Source organism: Nocardia spongicola (genome assembly GCF_047200775.1).
Lineage (GTDB): Bacteria > Actinomycetota > Actinomycetes > Mycobacteriales > Mycobacteriaceae > Nocardia.
Genome location: NZ_JBJZOO010000005.1, coordinates 157,954 through 176,172, shown reverse-complemented (window position 1 = coordinate 176,172; position 18,219 = coordinate 157,954). Strand labels below are relative to the sequence as shown.

At 66.1% G+C, this 18,219-nt stretch carries 17 protein-coding genes; 7 read left to right on the top strand and 10 right to left on the bottom strand.

Annotated features, from left to right (window positions below):
* Positions 1-29 precede the first annotated feature (29 nt).
* From ACL02S_RS12980 to ACL02S_RS12940, 9 genes are all read right to left on the bottom strand, one after another.
* Complete coding sequence (locus ACL02S_RS12980; protein WP_412802624.1) at positions 30-2,339, bottom strand: SDR family oxidoreductase; 2,310 nt, start codon at positions 2,337-2,339, stop codon at positions 30-32.
* Positions 2,340-2,341: 2 nt separating this feature from the next.
* Positions 2,342-3,286: an aromatase/cyclase gene (locus ACL02S_RS12975; protein WP_412802623.1), complete on the bottom strand. Its 945-nt coding sequence runs from the start codon at positions 3,284-3,286 to the stop codon at positions 2,342-2,344.
* Positions 3,287-3,310: 24 nt separating this feature from the next.
* The gene (locus ACL02S_RS12970) at positions 3,311-4,396 is read right to left on the bottom strand and encodes an SDR family NAD(P)-dependent oxidoreductase (protein ID WP_412802622.1); all 1,086 of its coding nucleotides are present in this window, start codon (positions 4,394-4,396) and stop codon (positions 3,311-3,313) included.
* A 52-nt stretch (positions 4,397-4,448) separates the two neighbouring features.
* Complete coding sequence (locus ACL02S_RS12965; protein ID WP_412802621.1) at positions 4,449-5,660, bottom strand: ketosynthase chain-length factor; 1,212 nt, start codon at positions 5,658-5,660, stop codon at positions 4,449-4,451.
* On the bottom strand, positions 5,657-6,928 hold the full coding sequence (locus ACL02S_RS12960; protein ID WP_412802620.1) for a beta-ketoacyl-[acyl-carrier-protein] synthase family protein: 1,272 nt from the start codon (positions 6,926-6,928) through the stop codon (positions 5,657-5,659). Before ACL02S_RS12960 ends, ACL02S_RS12965 begins: the two co-directional genes overlap by 4 nt.
* Positions 6,925-7,257, bottom strand: coding sequence for a TcmI family type II polyketide cyclase (locus tag ACL02S_RS12955; protein WP_412802619.1), 333 nt, complete (start codon positions 7,255-7,257; stop codon positions 6,925-6,927). Before ACL02S_RS12955 ends, ACL02S_RS12960 begins: the two co-directional genes overlap by 4 nt.
* 10 nt (positions 7,258-7,267) lie before the next feature.
* Positions 7,268-8,794: an FAD-dependent monooxygenase gene (locus ACL02S_RS12950; RefSeq protein WP_412802618.1), complete on the bottom strand. Its 1,527-nt coding sequence runs from the start codon at positions 8,792-8,794 to the stop codon at positions 7,268-7,270.
* A gap of 459 nt (positions 8,795-9,253) precedes the next feature.
* Complete coding sequence (gene fabD, locus ACL02S_RS12945) at positions 9,254-10,216, bottom strand: ACP S-malonyltransferase (protein WP_412802617.1); 963 nt, start codon at positions 10,214-10,216, stop codon at positions 9,254-9,256.
* 568 nt (positions 10,217-10,784) lie between these two features.
* Entirely contained in the window at positions 10,785-11,072 is a 288-nt protein-coding gene (locus ACL02S_RS12940; protein ID WP_412802616.1) for a hypothetical protein, read from the bottom strand.
* A gap of 132 nt (positions 11,073-11,204) precedes the next feature.
* Here ACL02S_RS12940 and ACL02S_RS12935 point away from each other — a divergent pair, with 132 nt between their 5' ends.
* From ACL02S_RS12935 to trmD, 6 genes are all read left to right on the top strand, one after another.
* Positions 11,205-12,359: an amidohydrolase family protein gene (locus tag ACL02S_RS12935; protein ID WP_412802615.1), complete on the top strand. Its 1,155-nt coding sequence runs from the start codon at positions 11,205-11,207 to the stop codon at positions 12,357-12,359.
* Positions 12,360-12,412: 53 nt separating this feature from the next.
* Positions 12,413-13,396 (top strand): LLM class F420-dependent oxidoreductase, encoded by a 984-nt coding sequence (locus tag ACL02S_RS12930; RefSeq protein WP_412802614.1) that lies wholly within the window; start codon positions 12,413-12,415, stop codon positions 13,394-13,396.
* A gap of 241 nt (positions 13,397-13,637) precedes the next feature.
* The gene (gene rpsP / locus ACL02S_RS12925) at positions 13,638-14,072 is read left to right on the top strand and encodes a 30S ribosomal protein S16 (RefSeq protein WP_412802613.1); all 435 of its coding nucleotides are present in this window, start codon (positions 13,638-13,640) and stop codon (positions 14,070-14,072) included.
* Positions 14,072-14,314, top strand: coding sequence for an RNA-binding protein (locus ACL02S_RS12920; RefSeq protein WP_040708791.1), 243 nt, complete (start codon positions 14,072-14,074; stop codon positions 14,312-14,314). Before rpsP ends, ACL02S_RS12920 begins: the two co-directional genes overlap by 1 nt.
* A complete protein-coding gene (rimM, locus tag ACL02S_RS12915) occupies positions 14,315-14,839 on the top strand; it encodes a ribosome maturation factor RimM (RefSeq protein ID WP_412802612.1) in 525 nt (174 codons plus the stop codon).
* 64 nt (positions 14,840-14,903) lie between these two features.
* Positions 14,904-15,617, top strand: a complete 714-nt coding sequence (trmD, locus tag ACL02S_RS12910) for a tRNA (guanosine(37)-N1)-methyltransferase TrmD (RefSeq protein ID WP_412802611.1) — start codon at positions 14,904-14,906, stop codon at positions 15,615-15,617.
* Between the two features lie 6 nt (positions 15,618-15,623).
* Here trmD and ACL02S_RS12905 read toward each other — a convergent pair whose 3' ends face one another.
* Complete coding sequence (locus ACL02S_RS12905) at positions 15,624-16,475, bottom strand: LuxR C-terminal-related transcriptional regulator (RefSeq protein WP_412802610.1); 852 nt, start codon at positions 16,473-16,475, stop codon at positions 15,624-15,626.
* Positions 16,476-16,576: 101 nt separating this feature from the next.
* On the opposite strand from ACL02S_RS12905, the gene ACL02S_RS12900 reads away from it, so the two are divergent.
* Positions 16,577-18,211: an AMP-binding protein gene (locus ACL02S_RS12900; RefSeq protein ID WP_412802609.1), complete on the top strand. Its 1,635-nt coding sequence runs from the start codon at positions 16,577-16,579 to the stop codon at positions 18,209-18,211.
* Positions 18,212-18,219 lie beyond the last annotated feature (8 nt).

The following is an 18,219-nucleotide window of genomic DNA, read 5'->3' as shown; positions in this document are numbered from 1 at the left end:
AGGTGTCCGGCGAGATTGCCGCGGGCCGGTCAGCCCAGCAGCGTTCCGCCGCTGGCGTCCAGGCACGAACCGGTGATCCAGCGCGCGTCGTCGGAAACCAGGAAGGCCACCGTGTCGGCGATATCGCTCGGCTCACCGACCCGGTTGAAGGCCGAGAGCGCCGCCATCTGCTCGACGACCTTGGGGATACCGAAGACCGGATTGTCGTTACGGGTGATTCCCGGCGCCACACTGTTGACCGTGATCCCGCGCTGCGCCAAGTGTTTGGCCATATGGAGGGTCAGCTGTTCGATCGCGCCCTTGGTCATGGCGTAGGCGACTTCGGCGGGGTTGGCGACGCGGGTCAGACCCGAGGAGATGTTGATGATTCGGGCGTTGTCACTCAGCAGCGCAGTGGCGCGCTGGAGGATGAAGAACGGTGCCTTCGCGTTCACCGCGAACAGCCGGTCGAATTGTTCGGGTGTGGTCTCTTCTGGCGTCGTCCCGCCCATGACGCCAGCGTTGTTCACCACGATGTTCAGCTCTGTCGAGCCGGTGCGCTGTTTGAGACCCTGCTCGAGTTCGAAGAACAGCTGGTGGATACCGGCCTGCTCGCCGAGTTCGGCGTGGATGGCGAATGCTCGACCGCCATCCTTCTCGATGGCGGCGACCGTATCGGCGGCCTCGTCCTTGCTGGTGCTGTAGTGGACCGCGACAAGTGCTCCGTCCGCGGCGAGGCGAATGGCGATCGCCCGTCCGATATTGCGGCCCGCGCCGGTGACGAGCGCGGTCTTGCCTGCGAGTCGGTTCATTGTGTACTCCGATCGAGAGATGTTCTTACTGAGGTGTTTTCGTGGTGTGTCGGTGTTCGGGACCTGCCCGTTCGCGACGGGTGCCCGTTCCGGCCCGAACCAGTGGGCGAGTAGATGCGGTGCGGGCAACTCCTCGGCTCCGTCCGTCGCCCAGGCGGCGTAGCCGTCGGGCCGGATGAGTTGGCGTAGCGGATATTCCGCGGGCCGCTCGGTGTCGCGGGCGACAACGATCCGGTCGCGGTAGCCACGCAGTGCGCTGTCGAGCCGCTGGTGTGCGTGCTCGTCCTCGGAGCGGTCGAGCAGTACGCCGAGACCCGCGCGGAGTGCCGTGCGTGCGCGCGCACTCGTGATCGAACGCGGGTCCACCCTGGTGGCGGAGGCCACCGCAGGCGGATGCTCCGAATCCAGTGCCGCGTAGTCGAGGTCGACACCGCTGATCGCCGCCGCGAGCGTATGCTGAACCTCCCGCTGGTCCAGCAGTACTGTGAACACTTGGCGCAGCGGCTCGATCCGCGGTCCTTCCAGCAGCAGGGTGGTCTGTGCCTCGATATCGGCGAGCACCTTCGCCCCGGCTGCGTGCCGTTCGCGGTGATAGCTGTCGAGCAGCGGCTCGCCGCCATATCCGTGCAGATATGCGGCGAGTTTCCAGCCGAGGTTGAACGCGTCCTGGATACCGAGGTTCATCGCCTGCCCGCCGACCGGCATCTGTCGATGGGCCGCGTCACCCGCCAGCAGCACCCGCCCGGACCGGTAGCTTTCGGCCTGTCGTGAGACGTTGCCGAAACTGTCGACCCAGATCGGTGTCGCCGCCCCGATATCCTCGCCGGTGACCCGCCGCCACACCGCGCAAATCTCGGCGAACCCCGGTTCGGTGCCGTCGGCCGAGGGGCGGGCGCCGAACTCGTGCACCATCACCCGGGTGACTTCGCCGCGTCGAGCCGCGACGGCCAGCCCGCCGGGCAGCCGTTGGAACCGTCGGCCGGGTATGTCGATGCCGGTGAGGTCCATCCGGTGCATCTGTTTGTCGGCTGCCCGCCCGCGCAACGGGATGCCGGCCAGCCGCCGCACCGTACTGTGTTCACCGTCGCAGCCGACGACGGCATCGGCCTCGACCGTGCACGGTCCTTCGGGTGTGGATACCGTGGCGAGCACACCCGAATCGTGCTGTGACAGTCCGCGCAGCTCGTGGGCGTCGAGTATCCGCGCCCCCAGCCCCCTTGCCCATTCGCGCAGGACCGCGACGGTCTCGGTCTGGGGTGACTTCCACTGTCCTGGATACGGTCCCGGCCCGGTCAGGGGCAGCGGGATACCCCCGAAATGTCCCATCGGCTCGTTCGGCAGCTCGCCGAAGCGGCCCAACAGTCCGCGTAGCTCGAACATCTCCATCGTCCTGGCGTGCAGAGTCGAGGCGCGTGACTCCGTGCCAGGCTCGGCGAGGCGCTCCAGCACGAGCACATCGATCCCCGCGAGACCGAGTTCCCCCGCCAGGGTGAGACCGACCGGGCCTGCCCCGACGACGGCGACTTGAGTGCGCAGCAACCTGGACATCGTCAGTGGATGCGTTCTGCGTGCTCTTTGGCGTGGTTCAGGGTCGCGAGACTGTTGGTGCTCAGTGCGGTGCGCACGTAGTCGCGTGCCTGCGCGATACCGGCGTCGGCGCCGAGCACCGTCGTGATGTTCTCCTCGCGCAGGACCACAGTGTGCTGGGAGGTCGCGATCGTCTCCGATCCGTTCTGGTCGAAGGTCCACCGGCCGGTGTGCACACTCATCAGTGCGGGCAGCGTGGTCTGCTTATAGGCGATGCGCTGGTGCGGCTGGCACACTCGGAAAGATTTGGTGGTGTGTGTCGAGCCGTCCTTGGCGTAGGTGTCCATCTCCAGGGTTTGCAGGCCTGGTGTCGGCTCGTGCAGCCGAACGGTGGATACATGCGGCAGTCTCTGGTCCCACAGCTGGGCCTCATTGATGAAATCGAAAGCGTCCCGTGCTGAACCGTCGATGCGGACGGTGTCCTCGAATTCGAGGAGCAGGCCGTCGGCGCCGGTGGACAGCTCCGCGCTGTGCGCGAGCGCGGCGAGTTCGGCGTCGGAGTTCCGGTCGACCGCCTCGGCGATCCAGGCGAGTCCGGCCGGATCGTCGTCGACGGCGCGGTAATCGTGGAGAAGCCGCACGTGTGAGCTATCCGCCGAGATCGGCTCGACTATCCAGGTGCCGCCCATGGATGCCACCGGCGGGGTGGACACCTGCTGTCGGAAGGTGATGCGGCGAGTGGCCGGGTCCAAGCTGCGGCGCGAAGTCCAGGACTTGGCGTCACCGTTGGCCGTGGCCCAGATGTGGAGCGTTTGTTCGCGTCCGGTGTCTTCGATCAGGTCGACGAAGATTGTCGGAGGGAAAAGCCGGGGCCAGTTCGTGACATCGGCGATGAGCCCGTAGACGACATCGGCGGAGGCCGCGATATCGATACCGTGCTCGACTTCGTGTGTGGACTGCGTGGGCATGATGGGTCCTCTCTGGTATCGGGATCAGAAGTTGCCCAGGCCGCCACAGACGTTGATGGCCTGCGCGGTGATCGAGGCGGCGGAGTCGGTGACCAGGTAGTTCACCAGGCCCGCGACCTCCTCCGGCGTCGAGTAGCGACCGAGCGGGATCTTGGCGGTGAACTTCTCGAAGATGGCCTCTTCCGAGGTGTCGTAGGCGGCGGCATAGCCTTGCCGGACACGCTGTGCCATCGGTGTTTCGACGTAGCCGGGGCAGACCGCGTTGACGGTGATTCCGGTGGCGGCGAGCTCGTTGCCGAGTGCCTTGGTGAATCCGACGACACCGTGTTTGGAGGCCGAATACGGCGCACCGAGCACCACGCCCTGTTTGCCTGCGGTCGAAGCGATATTGATGATCCGGCCCCGGCTCTTGGCTCGCATCCCACCCGCGCCGAGTACCTCACGGGTCAGCCGGAAGACGCTGTTGAGGTTGGTGTTCATGACGTCGTCCCACAACTCGTCGCTGATCTCGCCGGTGACGCCACCTCCGCTGCGGCCGGCGTTGTTGACCAGCACGTCGACCGTGCCGTACCGGTTGCGCGCGGCCTCGACGAAGTAGCGGATATCCGCGCCCGAGCGCACATCGGTCGCCGTGCCGTCTACGTCGAAGCCCTCGTCGAGGAGCTGCTTCACCGTGGCAGCCACGTTTTCGGCCGAGCGCGCGCCGATGAACACCCGGTGTCCGTTGCTCGCCAGCGTGCGCGCGATCGCCAGGCCGATCCCGCTGGTGGCTCCGGAGACGAGCGCCAGCGGGGCCTCGCTGTGTCCGTTGGTTTCGACCGTTGCCTGCGCGACGGCCGGTGTCGGGGCTTTGCCGCCCAGCTGTGCGTTGACCGCATCGATCAACGTGCGCGGGGTTTTGACGTCCATGAGGACGGATTCATCGAAGGAGATGCCGAATTCCCGCTCGATCCGGCTGCCGGTCTCCAACAAAGCGAGGGATTCGTAGCCGAGGAGTTCGAATTCGGTATCGAGGATATCGCCGTTCAGATCCACGTTCTCGTCGGCGCCCGCACCGGCGAGCAGGATTCGCCTCAGGTCCTCGATGGTGAAGGTATTCGGGTGACTCATGTGCTATGTCCTTTCGAACATGGTGGTAGCGAACTTTTTTGGCTTGTGTCGCCTAGACGGCTCGAACGACGACGGCCGAGTTGAAGCCATGGTGGCCGCGCGCGACGACCAGCGCGGTGCGCACGCAGGCCCGGCGCGGGGTGCCGACGACCAGGTCGATGCCGAGGCCGGGATCGGGCTCGGTATTGACGGTCGGGGGGATGAGTTCCGCCTGAATCGACAGCAGCGCGGTCGCCACATCGAGTGCGCCCGCACCGGAGTACAGCCGCCCGGTCATGGTCTTCGGCGCGGTCACCGGAACGGACCGGGTGCCGAATATCGCGCGCAACGCCGTCGCTTCGGCGTAGTCGAGAGCGGGATCGGCCGCGGCGTCGGCGAAGACGACATCGATATCGTCGACGGTGGTATCCGCGTCGGCCAAGGCGATCTCGATGGCCCGGATCAATCCGGTCTCCTGCCCGCCGCGGTCCTTGGCATCGAAAGTCGATCCGTGGCCGGCGATCTCGCCGTAGATATGCGCGCCGCGTTCCCTGGCCTCCGCGGCGTCCTCGATGATGAGAATGGCACCGCCTTCGCCCGGCACGTGCCCGCATGCCTGCTTGTCGAAGGGAACGTATGCCCGCAGCGGATCGTCCTCGGTGCTCAACGTGCTGCTTGCCAGCAGGGCGACCCAGCCCCACGGGCAGATCGTCGCGTCGACCCCGCCGGTGACGACCAGCCCGGTGCCCTTGCGAATCTGCCTGCGGGCCTGGGCGAGTGCGTCCAGCCCACCGGCTTGGTCGCTTACCACGACACCGCTCGGCCCGCGCATACCGTTGCGAATCGAGATCTGACCGGTGTTCACCGCGTAGAACCACGCGAAGGACTGGTAGGCGCTGACGTGATGGCTTCCCTGGCTCCAGAGTTTGCGTAATTCGTTCTGCCCGAATTCGAAACCGCCGGAGGAGCTCGCGGTCACCACGCCCATGTCGTAGTCGTCGAGTTCCTCGATTTTCACTCCGGCATCGACGAGTGCCCAGTCGGTGGCGACCAGCGCCAGCCGGGTCATCCGGTCGGTCTGGGGCAGCAGCCGACTCGGCAGGTGCTCGGCGGCCTCGAATCCGGGCACCTCACCGGCGAGGCGGACCGGATAGCGGGTGGGGTCGAAATGGGAGACAGTGCCGATCCCGCTGTGGCCCGAGCACGTGGCCTCCCAGAAACTGTTGGTGCCGAGTCCGTTCGGTGCCGCGATACCGATACCTGTTACCACTGCCGACACGGTCATGCCGCCCTCCTGTCCGGATTGCGCAGCACCATCGCGGTCTGGAATCCGCCGAAACCGCTGCCGACGGTGAGCACGGTGTCGGTGTGCCACTCCCGCGCGATCAACGGGACGTAGTCGAGGTCGCATTCGGGGTCAGCGGTATGCAGATTGGCGGTCGGCGGCACGACATTGTGTTTCATCGCCAGTACCGACGCCGCGATCTCGATCGAGCCGATGGCCCCGAGCGAATGCCCGACCATGGATTTGATCGAACTCACCGGGGTTCGGTAGGCGTGTTCACCCAGGCTCTTCTTGAAGGCCGCGGTCTCGTGCCGGTCGTTCTGCCTTGTCCCGGAACCGTGCGCGTTGATGTAGTCGATCTCGGTCGGATCGGTTTCGGCCTCGGCCAGCGCGACGCTGATCGCCTCGGCCATCTCCGCGCCGTCCGGGCGCAGGCCCGTCATGTGGAAGGCATTGCAGCGTGAGGCGAAACCGCCCACTTCGGCGTATATCTCGGCGCCGCGGCGGCGCGCCGTGTCCAGTTCCTCCAACACCAACATCGCGGCGCCCTCACCGAGTACGAAGCCGTTGCGGGTGCCGTCGAAGGGGCGTGAGGCGTGTTCGGGATCGTCGTTGCGCGGGGTTGTCGCCTTGATCGCGTCGAAACAGGCCATGGTGATGGGGGAGATGGGCGCGTCGCAGGCACCGGCGAGCATCACATCCGCCGAGCCCTCGCGGATCAGATCCACCGCGTAGCCGACCGAATCCAAGCCGGAGGTGCAGCCGGTCGACACCACCGCGGTCGGGCCCTGCGCCTCGGTCGCCCACGCGACCTCGGCCGCGAAGGAACTGGGGACGAGGTAGTTGTACAGATGCGGCACCGCGTACTCGTGCTCCACGAGTTCGACCCGACCGGAATCGCTGACCACCTGATATTCCTGCTCCAGGCCCATGGTCGCGCCCACAGCGGTGCCCACAGAGACGCCGACGCGGAACGGGTCGGCCGCGGCGAGTTCGATGCCGCTGTCGGCCACGGCTTCGCGAGTAGCGGCGACCACCAGTTGGGCGGCGCGGTCCATCCGGCGGATCTCGCGTGGGCTCAGCCCATGGGCGAGCGGGTCGAAGTCGATCTCGGCGGCGACGCGGGAGCGGAACTGCGAGGAGTCGAAGAACGAGATCGCCCTGGTCGCGGTGCGACCGGAGCTGATGAGCTGCCAGAAACTGTCGGCGCCGACCCCGCCGGGGGCGATGACACCGACTCCGGTGATGACGATGCGACGGCGGCTCATCGGCCCTCTGCTTCCCAGTGGTAGAAACGGGTCGCCATCGCATCGGCCGGTGACCGCCATGTCGCGGGGTCGTAGGCCTGGATGAACGACTTCAGTTCGTCGCTGATCGCCACGAAGCGCGGATCGTTCTTGGCGCGCTCGATCGACTCCTCACCGTGGTCGGCGTCGAAATCCTGGAGGTGGAAGTACAAACCGCGGTAGTGGAACAGCTGGCGTCGTCGTGTCCCCATCAGATGGGGCATATCGCTGCGATCGAAAGCGGCGAAGGCCCCGGCGACATCGGCATCGGAGGCGGGATCCATTCGCGCGACGATGAGAGTGCTGTGCATGGAGGAGCTCCTAGTGTTGTGCGAGAAGTTCGGGCACGAGCGTGTGGCTGTGCTCGATGCGCGTGCGGTCCGCATGCCTGTGCCCGAACCAACGTTCGAGTGACATCGGCAGATCGGCGTACGCACCGGGTGCGGCCCAGGCGATGTAGCCGTCCGGACGGACGAGCACCGCGGCCGTGTCCCGCGGCCACGAATCGGGCCGCCGCGTGATGCGCCCGGTGACGATGTCGATGCGGTCGTCCCAGTCCGCCGCGACAGCACGGAGGCGGGGGTTGTCCTCGAAGTCGAACAGCACACCGCGGGCCGGGTGCAGCGCGCGTGTCGTCGACGAGGGCGCCGATGGTCCGGTCAGGCCGAGGTCGGGCAGGCGGTAGCCGAGCAGCGGATGCGATCCGCCTCCGACCTCGTAGTTGATCTCCAGCCCGCTGACCATTCCGGCCAGATGGCGCGCGACCTGTTCGTAGCCGATCAGTTCGGCGACCAGATCGCGCATGGGCTGCATCTCGGAACCGGTGAGGAACAGCAGCCCCTGCGCCTGAGTGTTCATCAGCAGTCGTCGGCCCACCGGATGACGTTCGTCGTGGTAGGTCGACAGCAGCGTTTCCGGTGCCCGTCCGGTCACGACCGCACCGAGCTTCCAGCCCAGGTTGACCGAGTCCTGGATGCTGGTGTTCATGCCCTGTCCACCCGCAGGCAGGTGGATATGGGCGGAGTCCCCGGCCAGGAACACCCGGCCGCGTTGGTACTCGGTGGCCTGCCGGGTGGCATTGCCGAACGAGCTGATCCATACCGGTTCACCGTGGGATATATCGGAGCCGGTGATCCGCTGCCATGCCCCCGCGACCTCCGCATAGGGCGGTGCGGATTCGCGGCGCTGCGGGGGCGCGCCGCGTTCGCAGACGATCAAACGGGTGATCTCGCCAGGCAGATGGCCGACCATCACCATCCCGTTGGGCAGGGTCTCGCCGATCATGCGCGGCGGCAGATCGAGACCCTTGACGTCGGCGAGGAACATCTCCATCGTGGACGCGGTACCGGGAAAGTCGAATCCGACCGCTTTCCGTACGGTGCTCCGGCCACCGTCGCAGCCGACCAGATACGGCGCCGACAACTGGATGACCCCTTGCGGGGCAGCGATATCGACCTCGACATGGGTGCCCGTGTCGGTGACCGCGAGCAGGTCGTGACTGCGGCGCAGATCGACGCCGAGACCTACCGCCCACTGCTCGAGGACGGATTCGGTCTCCGACTGCGGGATCGTCTTCACTGCGCGGTCGCCGCCGTCGATCACGCCGAAATCCACCGGTAGGCCACCGAAATGCCCCAAGGCGCTGGTCTCGACAGTGCCGAAGTAGGGCAACAGCCCTCGCTGATCGAACACCTCCATGGTGCGGGCGGTGAAGCCGAGCCCACGTGACTCGCCTGTGCGCTGGGCGAGCCGCTCGAGCAGGACGACGCTCGCGCCCGCCAATCGCAGTTCGGCCGCCAGCGTCAACCCGGCCGGGCCCGCTCCGACGACTATCACATCGGCATCCATAAAACCTCCTCGGTCAGCTGTTTCGCGTACGCAATTCGATCCGGCCGGATCGAATTGCGTACCGCGGTTTCCCGGAATGCACCGGAAATCGAGCGTCACCTATGGACGCTGTTTCTCGAACGGTCGGTTTCGCTTGTTCTCGGAGAGAATTCGCGTGTGCTGCGACACGCGAATACCACACGGTTTCTCGTCCGCGTAAATGGAATTTCCCGCCGGCTTCATCGCGACGGCGATGGTCTTATCGATATCGAGACAGGTGGTGTTCGGCAGGTCCCCGGCGAGCGCGTATATCGCGTCGGTGAGGTGGAGTGCGCGGTGCGTCGTTGCCCGCGTAGCCGGCGGCGCGGGTCATACCGCGGTCCGCAGCGCACACGTGCGCTGCGGACCGCGCTCTCGCCGCGATCAGTGATGAGGACTGTATGAGGTTTTCCCTGCGCTCTCCTCGGCTATCCGTGCCGCTCAGGACAGCGGTGCGATCGGTACCAGGCCGAGAGTCCGCGCAGCGGTGCGCAGTTCATCGTCCGTGGCGGTGGGCAGAACGGGAAGTCCTGGCGCGATCCTGCGGCAGAGTTTGCTCAGCACCCGCCCCGGCCCGACCTCGACCAGGTGTTCGGCTCCTGAGCCGGTGATCTCGGTGACGGTATCGGTCCAGCGCACGCGTCCGGTCAATTGCCTACGCAGTACCTCCCGCGCGAATTCGGCGTCGTGCACCCGACTGGCTGTGACACTGGAGACCAGGGTGAGCCGCGGTGGCCGCACATCGACTTCGGCGACGGCCGCGCAGAACTCGTTCTCGATATCGCGCATCAGGCTGCAGTGGAACGGCGCCCCGACGGGCAGCGGTACCGCGCGCACCGCGCCCTGTGCGAGAGCGCGCCGCGTGGCCAGCGCCACCGCTTCGGTGTGGCCGGAGACGACCACTTGGTCGGGGGCGTTGTCGTTGGCGACCTCGACCACCTGGCCGGTCGCGTCTGCGACCTCGGCGCACAGGGTTTCGACGGTGCGCACGTCGAGTCCGACCACCGCGGCCATCGCGCCGGCCTCGCGTGCGGCGACGCCGGCCATGAGCCTGCCACGCAGGTGGACCAGCGCCAGCGCATCGGTCCAGTCGAGGACACCCGCGCACACCAGCGCCGCGAACTCTCCGAGGCTGTGACCAGCCGCGATCGCCGGCTCGACGCCGTGTTCGCGCAACGCCCGCATCGTGATCACACTGACCAGGAAGATCGCCGGTTGGGTGACCGCGGTGTCACGCAGCGTTTCGGCGTCGGCCACACAACACAGTCGTGACAACGGAAATCCGACGATATCATCGGACGTGCTGAAGTATTCTGCTGTGAACTGATAAGAACTCGCCAATTCGGCGCCCATGCCCGCGCGTTGCGAACCCTGTCCAGGAAAAACGAAAGCCGTCGAAATCATAGCTGTCTTTCATGCATATCGGAGCAATCGAAATCATTGCGTCGAACTCGTTCCTCGTTCATATGTTCGGTGGTACGAGATGAATTTTTGTATGTGGCCCTCGTCCGGTCAATAACGATTTCATCAAGAGGATGCAAAGGAACGTCAAAGTGTCTCTCGGTCAATGTCATCGCCGGTCAGAGGGCGTCGCTCGCACCCGCCGTCCCCACGGATGCGGATCTGGGCCTCTCGATCTATCCGGCTCGTGTCGTTCGGTTGTGCGCCGTGGCATCCGATGCGCGCGCATGTGGCTGTACTCGACACGCTCGGTATCGATGGGATCGTGCGTTGATGCTGACGAGCGCGGCGCGGCGGAGGGTCGGCCACCGGCGGTCGAGTGGGAACCCACCCGAAGTGCGTGGCACAGCCTGCGTCGACCGGAACCCTCTGCCTTCTCAGGCGGGGGAGGGTATCGACACCATGTGATGCGACTGCTTACGGCACCCAGTCATCAACGGAGAACTGCCTGGTATCGATCCGTGTGGACGCACACGTCCTGTGCTCCGGATGTCGTAAGCAGTGGTCCTGCTCACCGACGCGAGCCGAGCGGGCGGAGGTGGACGGTTCCGGATTCCAGATCGAGTATGTCCCCATTGGCGGTTTCGACCCGAGTGAGCCGCTTGTTCATACGCTCTTCGACGATATGTCGAGACGATGGGGTCAGCAGGTTGTCCACCTGCTCGAGCACGCCGACCCCGGCGCCCTTGCGCTCGGAGTTGCGCCAGTAGATCCAGCCTCGGCGTTCGGCCTGTAGTGCGAGCCGGTCGATCAGCACGATCGCTGTGACCGTAGCGATTACGAACACCGCAAAACCCATGATCCCCTCCTCGATAGGTCAGGGGTCACCACCCCGCCGCGGCCATAGTACTCAGGCGTATACCCGGGATGGGTATATTCTCCGATCTCGGACCAGCGCTCGCCGTCGCTGCCCAGGCCGCCTTTCACCAGGATGACGGTCCGAGGGCAGGCCAGTAGGTTGGAGGCAGCCGACGAGGTCCAGGAGGTTGCTGTGCATCTGCGAGGTGTGGTTCTTCCCGAGGGCGAGGTGCGCGATCTCTGGGTGCGGGACGGTCTGGTGTCGTTCGAGCCCGTGCCCGGCGCCGAAACCCTGTGCGATAACGGATGGATCGTGCCCGGCCTGGTGGACGCGCACTGCCATGTCGGTATCCGGCACGGCGGCGGGCATGAGGACCGCGCGGGCGCCATCGCGCAGGCCGAGACCGAACGGGCGGCCGGGGCGCTGCTGTTGCGTGATGCGGGCTCGCCGATCGATACCCGCTTCATCGACGACCACGACGAGCTGCCACGGATCATTCGCGCGGGCCGTCACATCGCCCGGCCGAAGCGCTATATCCGTGAGCTGGGCATCGAACTCGACGACGAACGCGATCTACCGGAGATCGTGGCCGAACAGGCCCGTTTCGGGGATGGCTGGGTGAAGATCGTCGGTGACTGGATCGACCGCTCCGTCGGTGATCTGCGTCCGCTGTGGAGCGACGCGATCCTGAAGGAGGCCATCGATGCCGCGCACGCCAACGGGGCCAGGGTCACCGCGCACGTCTTCGGGGAAGACGCGCTCCCCGGCTTGATCGCCGCGGGTATCGATTGCCTAGAGCACGGCACCGGCCTCACCGAGGACACCATCGAGATGATGGTGGAGCACGGCACCGCTCTGGTGCCGACCCTCGTCAATATCGATACATTCCCGGAGATCGCCGACAACGCGACCAAATTCCCGGTCTACGCCGCGCATATGCGCGATCTGCATCGCCGGGTACGCGGCACCGTGGCCGCAGCGCACGAGGCCGGCGTACGGATCTTCGCTGGCACCGATGCCGGTGGCTCCATCCGCCACGGGCGCATCGCCGACGAGATCGCCGCGCTCACCGCCGCGGGCCTGTCCGGGCACGATGCGCTCGGCGCGGCCTCCTGGGCTGCCCGTGACTGGCTCGGCAGGCCGGTCATCGAGCCCGGCGCCTCCGCGGATTTCGTTGTCTACCAGCAGGACCCGCGCATCCATCCGGAGATGCTCGCCACGCCGTACGCGGTGGTGCTGCGTGGGCGGGTGTATGGCGAGCGTGGTCCGGTCACCGGTCATCGCTGATTCGTGATCTCGGTTTTCTGGTGCATTCACAGCAGGGGAGTAGGGTCGATTTCGTGACCATTCGCCTCGGTTATCAGATGCCCAACTTCAGCTACGGCACGTCGGTGCGGGAACTGTTTCCCACGGTTGTCGCGCAGGCCAAGCAGGCCGAAGCCGCCGGTTTCGACACGGTCTTCGTGATGGATCACTTCTACCAGCTGCCCGGTATCGGTGCGCCAGATGATCCGATGCTCGAGGCGTACACCGCGCTCAGTGGTCTCGCGGCGGCGACGGAGCGAGTTCAGTTGTCGGCGTTGGTGACCGGCAATACCTACCGTAATCCGCCCATGCTCGCCAAGACCGTCACCACGCTGGACGTGGTCAGCGGCGGCCGCGCGGTGCTCGGCATCGGCGCTGGCTGGTTCGAGCTGGAGCATCGCTCCTTCGGCTACGAGTTCGGCACTTTCACCGAACGCTTCCAACGCCTCGACGAGGCGCTGCAGATCATCCAGCCGATGCTGCGCGGACAGCGCCCGAGCTTCCACGGCAAGTGGTATCAGGTGGAGGAGGCCATCAACGAACCAAGGATCCGTGACGATCTGCCGATTCTGCTCGGCGGTGGCGGGGAGAAGAAGACGTTCGGTCTGGCCGCCCGTTTCGCCGATCACCTCAACATCATCTGCAATGCTTCGGAGCTGCCGCGCAAGATCGATGCGCTGCGTGCCCGCTGCGCCGAGGTCGGCCGGGATCCGCAGACCCTGGAGACCAGCTACCTGTGCTTCCTGATGATGGACGAGGACGGGGATCTGGTTCGTAAACAGCAGCAGGACGTGCTCGGCAGTATGGGTATCGATCTGTCGTCGATGTCGGAGGCCGAGCGTAAGCAGAGCCCAGCCGATCGGCAGTTCGTCGGCACGCCGGACGAGGTCGCCGAACAACTGCAGACCAGGGTGCTCGATCAGGGGGTCGACGGGCTGATCATCAATATGATCGTCAACGGACACGCGCAGGGCACGATCGAACTCGCCGGACGCACCTTGGCGCCATTGGTGAGCTGATGAGCGGACCTGGTGCGCTCGCATCGGCGTGAGCGCGGTAGCCGCACTCGCGCGCATACCGTGGTTTCCGGAGCGAGCACGCCATCTGGCACAATGAACCATCGTCCTTCCGGACACCGTGTCAGCCCGTCTCCGGTTACGTACCGCGCGGCGGTCACACACGCCAAACGCGAAACCGGGCTCGCAGACCGTGCGGGTCGCTGAATCGCGTCGTGACCAACCAACGAAAGGCAGATCAGCAGTGGCTGTTCGCATCAAGCTCACCCGCCTGGGCAAGATCCGCACCCCGCAGTACCGTGTCGTCATCGCGGACTCCCGTACGCGCCGGGACGGCCGGGCCATCGAGTCCATCGGCAAGTACCACCCGAAGGAAGAGCCCTCGCTCATCGAGATCGATTCCGAGCGCGTGCAGTACTGGCTCGGCGTCGGCGCGCAGCCGACCGAACCGGTGCTTCAGCTGCTGAAGATCACCGGTGACTGGCAGAAGTTCAAGGGCATCGAGGGCGCCGAGGGCACCCTGAAGGTCAAGCCTGCCAAGCCGTCCAAGCTGGACCTGTTCAACGCGGCACTGGCCGCCGCCGATAACGAGCCGGTCGCCGAGGCGGTTACGCCGAAGAAGAAGGCCGCCAAGAAGGACGCCGAAGAGGGCGCCGAGGCTGCCGAGGCCGCCGAGTAATGAGCGCCGTCGTCGCCGATGCCGTCGAACATCTGGTTCGCGGCATCGTCGCCAATCCCGAGGACGTCCGCGTCGAGCTGATCACCGGCCGCCGCGGACGCACGGTCGAGGTGCATGTTCATCCCGATGATCTGGGCAAGGTGATCGGTCGCGGTGGTCGCACCGCGACCGCGCTGCGCACCCTCGTCGCCGGTATCGGCGGCCGGGGCATCCGGGTCGACGTGGTCGACACCGACCAGTAGATGGAACTCGTCATCGGACGGGTCGCCAAATCGCACGGTGTGCGTGGCGAGCTCGTCGTCGAAGTGCGTACCGATGAGCCGGAGGAGCGGTTCGTGTCAGGCGGCACACTGCGCGGTCGGCTCCCGCGATCCGGTACGGTCCGCGATTTCACCGTGGAGTCGGTCCGGGAACACTCGGGCCGGCTTCTGGTCTCTCTCACCGGTGTCGCCGATCGCACCGCGGCCGACGCACTGCGCGGCCTGCTGTTCGTTATCGACAGCGCGGACCTGCCGCCCTCGGAGGATCCGGACGAGTTCTACGACCACGAGCTGGAAGGGCTTCAGGTCCAGCTCACCGATGGCACCGTGGTCGGCTCGGTACGCGAGGTGTTGCACTCCGCGGCCGGTGAGCTGCTCGCGGTGCGGGCCGCCGAGGACGGACGGGAGATCCTGGTTCCTTTCGTCACCGCCATCGTGCCCACTGTGTCGCTGGCCGACCGTGTCATCGTCCTCGACCCGCCTGAGGGCTTGCTCGACCCGGAATGAGGCAGTGGGCGATCGGTACGCCCGCATGGGGGCGTCCGGGACGTCGCGGCGAGAGGAGACAGATATGAAACTCGACGTCGTCACGATCTTCCCGGAATATCTGGAGCCATTGCGCACGGCGCTGCTCGGCAAGGCGATCGATCGGGGGTTGATCTCGCTTACCGTGCACGATTTGCGCCGTTGGACGCATGATGTGCACAAGTCGGTCGACGATGCTCCGTATGGTGGCGGACCCGGGATGGTCATGAAGCCTGCCGTATGGGGTGCCGCGCTCGACGAGGTCTGCCCGGATGACGCGTTGCTCGTCGTCCCTACCCCGGCGGGGGTGCCGTTCACGCAGGCCACCGCACAGCGCTGGGCCGAGGAAGAACATCTCGTTTTCGCGTGCGGCCGCTATGAAGGCATCGACCAGCGCGTCTTCGATGACGCCGCCCGCAGGGTGCGGGTGGCCGAGGTCAGTATCGGTGACTATGTGCTGATCGGCGGTGAGGCGGCGGTGCTGGTGATGACCGAGGCTGTGGTCCGGTTGCGGCCCGGTGTGCTCGGCAATCAACAGTCCCACCAAGAGGATTCGTTCTCCGACGGTCTGCTCGAAGGTCCCAGTTACACCCGCCCGGTCTCCTGGCGCGGTCTGGAGGTCCCGCAGGTCTTGTTGTCCGGCGACCACGCGAAGGTGGCTGCCTGGCGTCATGAGCAAGCGCTGGCGCGCACCCGCGCCCGTCGTCCGGATCTGCTCGCGGATCAGGGTGCGGAGTCAGGGCCGACCGTTGGGCAGTGACCGAGGTCAGGGCAATAACCCGTGGCGCCGAGCTGTCACCACCGCCTCGTGCCGGGTATGGGCGTCGAGTTTGGTCATCGCATTGCGCAGGTAGCTCTTCACGGTCTCCGGACCGAGTGAGAGGCGTTGTGCTGCTTCTTGATTGGTGCAGCCGAGGGCGATATGGGACAGCACGTCGAGTTCGCGGCGGGACAGTCGCGGGCTGTCCGGGGGTGGCTCGCCTGCCAGGACATGGGTGAGTCGTGCGCATACCGCGTGCAGGCGCCCGCGCAACCGGTCGTCCTCGGCGCAGGAGGCCATACCACGGAGTTCGGCGTGAATATCACGTAGTTCCTCGGCGACCGTTGGGGCGTTGGCTGCCGACTGCGTGGTCAGCTCCAACATCCGTACCCGCTGATCGACCGCGTCCCGGATGGTGATCTCGGTAGCCAGGCGACGACTGGCCTGGACAACGAGTTCCATGGTCCGGTCACCGAGCGGACTGCCGCTGCGAGCAGCGGCATAGAGCACTGCGCGGGGGCATCGGTCCACGATTACCGGGACGGCGAGCATGGAACGAATACCTTCCTCGGAGACCGGCGCGTCGTAGTCATGGGTGATCGAGGTGGCGGTGCGGTAGTCCGCGACCGAGGCCGGACGCCCGGAATCGAGGACGAGCCCGCCGAGTCCGGAAGCGCGTGCGATGACAAGACCGCGCAGCCGGTTGGTCAGGGTGCCGACGAACTCCGACAGCAGCAGCGCTTCGCTGTGGACTTCGCCGCCGAGCGCGACCGACACACCCGTCGTGTTGGCGACCCAACGGATCTCAGCGCGTAACGCGTCGCTGTCTCGTGGGCGTAGCAGGGCGGTGTGGGTCACAGGGACTCACCCCTTTTCGGGGGTAGTGGGCACTGGCATGTGACCCACATCCTATTGCGCACCCGGGTTGCGTTGAATCACCGAAAGAGGAGAACTGATAGATGGGCATCGAGCTGGAGCAGCGGGTGCGTGATCTGCTGGATTGTTATGGCAGCAGCGACGCATCGGCGGCGGAGTTGCTCTGCGATCGGCATCCGGCTGAGGGGGTGGCCTTCACCATCGTGGAGCCGGACCTGTCCTCGACCGACCTCACCTATGGTGAACTGCGGGAACGTTCGGCGCGATGCGCCGCCGCGCTCGCCGAACTCGGTGTCGAACCAGGCGACCGGGTCGCCACGTTGATGGCGAAGTCGGCGGATCTGGTGGTCGCGCTGCTCGGTATCTGGCGACGCGGCGCGGTGCATGTCCCGCTGTTCACCGCATTCGCGGCACCGGCTATCGCGTTTCGGCTGCAAGCGGCCGATGTCTCGGTCGTCATCGCCGACCCCGACCAGGCACCGAAACTGGAGCCGGGTCCGGATATGCCCGCGAACCCGTCCTGGCAGCTCATTGTCGCCGGCGCTGCTGCCCCAGCGGGCGCACTGCGGATGGAGCATCTGCTCGACACCCATTCGGCCCATCACCCGTACGCGCACCCGGTGGCGGTCGGTGGAGCCGGACTGCTCGTCCAGTTGTTCACCAGCGGAACCACCGGTACGCCCAAGGGCGTCCCGATTCCATTGCGCGCGCTCGCTTCCTTCCACGCCTATCAGGAGTTCGGGCTGGACGTCCGACCGGACGACGTGTTCTGGAACGCCGCGGATCCGGGCTGGGCGTATGGGCTTTACTACGCCATCCTCGGCCCGCTGGCCACCGGTATCCGTAGCATCCTGCTCCACGCGGGCTTCTCTGCCTCGTTGACCTGGCAGGTGCTGGAGACTTTCGGTGTCACCAATTTCGCCGCTGCCCCAACGGTCTATCGCGCGCTGCGCGCCGAAAACTCCCCGCCGCCAGTGTCCTGCAGACTGCGCCGAGCTTCCTCGGCGGGCGAGCCACTGACACCCGAGGTCGTCGCTTGGTCGGCGGAGCACCTGGGTGTCGCAGTACGCGATCATTACGGTCAGACCGAGCACGGCATGGTTATTTGCAATGCTTGGCACCGAGATCTCGACACCGAGACACCCGCGGGTTCGATGGGCCGCGCGCTGCCGGGCTGGTCGTGTGCGGTGCTCGCCGAGGACGCCGACATCCTCGCACCCACCGGACACGTGGGCCGGGTCGCTATCGACACCGAGCACAGCCCGCTACTGTGGTTCCCCGGCTATCTCGATGCCCCGGAACGTACCGCGCAGCGCTATACCGTCGACGGCCGCTGGTATCTGACCGGCGACGCGGGCGCACAGGATGCCGATGGTTTCTTCCATTTCTCCGCACGCGACGACGATGTCATCATCATGGCCGGTTACCGTATCGGCCCGTTCGAAGTGGAGAGCGTGCTCGTATTGCACGAGCAGGTGGCCGAGGCGGCGGTAGTGGGGATGCCGGATCAACTGCGTGGTCAGGTCCTGGAGGCATTCGTGGTGCTGCGCGACGGCGTGGCAGGCGGCCCCGGGCTGGAGTCCGAGCTCCAGAGCTTGGTGAAGAGGAAGTTCGCCGCGCACGCCTACCCGCGCAAGGTCCACTTCGTGTCTAGTCTGCCGAAGACACCCAGTGGCAAAGTGCAGCGGTTCGTGCTGCGGCAGGGCGGGGTTCGGTGATGTCTGCT

Bases quoted from the DNA above. Each gene is read 5' to 3' on its own strand.
- ACL02S_RS12980 (WP_412802624.1), bottom strand. From the start codon at position 2,339: ATGTCCAGGTTGCTGCGCACTCAAGTCGCCGTCGTCGGGGCAGGCCCG.
- ACL02S_RS12975 (WP_412802623.1), bottom strand. From the start codon at position 3,286: ATGCCCACGCAGTCCACACACGAAGTCGAGCACGGTATCGATATCGCG.
- ACL02S_RS12970 (WP_412802622.1), bottom strand. From the start codon at position 4,396: ATGAGTCACCCGAATACCTTCACCATCGAGGACCTGAGGCGAATCCTG.
- ACL02S_RS12965 (WP_412802621.1), bottom strand. From the start codon at position 5,660: ATGACCGTGTCGGCAGTGGTAACAGGTATCGGTATCGCGGCACCGAAC.
- ACL02S_RS12960 (WP_412802620.1), bottom strand. From the start codon at position 6,928: ATGAGCCGCCGTCGCATCGTCATCACCGGAGTCGGTGTCATCGCCCCC.
- ACL02S_RS12955 (WP_412802619.1), bottom strand. From the start codon at position 7,257: ATGCACAGCACTCTCATCGTCGCGCGAATGGATCCCGCCTCCGATGCC.
- ACL02S_RS12950 (WP_412802618.1), bottom strand. From the start codon at position 8,794: ATGGATGCCGATGTGATAGTCGTCGGAGCGGGCCCGGCCGGGTTGACG.
- fabD (WP_412802617.1), bottom strand. From the start codon at position 10,216: ATGATTTCGACGGCTTTCGTTTTTCCTGGACAGGGTTCGCAACGCGCG.
- ACL02S_RS12940 (WP_412802616.1), bottom strand. From the start codon at position 11,072: ATGGGTTTTGCGGTGTTCGTAATCGCTACGGTCACAGCGATCGTGCTG.
- ACL02S_RS12935 (WP_412802615.1), top strand. From the start codon at position 11,205: ATGACGGTCCGAGGGCAGGCCAGTAGGTTGGAGGCAGCCGACGAGGTC.
- ACL02S_RS12920 (WP_040708791.1), top strand. From the start codon at position 14,072: ATGAGCGCCGTCGTCGCCGATGCCGTCGAACATCTGGTTCGCGGCATC.
- rimM (WP_412802612.1), top strand. From the start codon at position 14,315: ATGGAACTCGTCATCGGACGGGTCGCCAAATCGCACGGTGTGCGTGGC.
- trmD (WP_412802611.1), top strand. From the start codon at position 14,904: ATGAAACTCGACGTCGTCACGATCTTCCCGGAATATCTGGAGCCATTG.
- ACL02S_RS12900 (WP_412802609.1), top strand. From the start codon at position 16,577: ATGGGCATCGAGCTGGAGCAGCGGGTGCGTGATCTGCTGGATTGTTAT.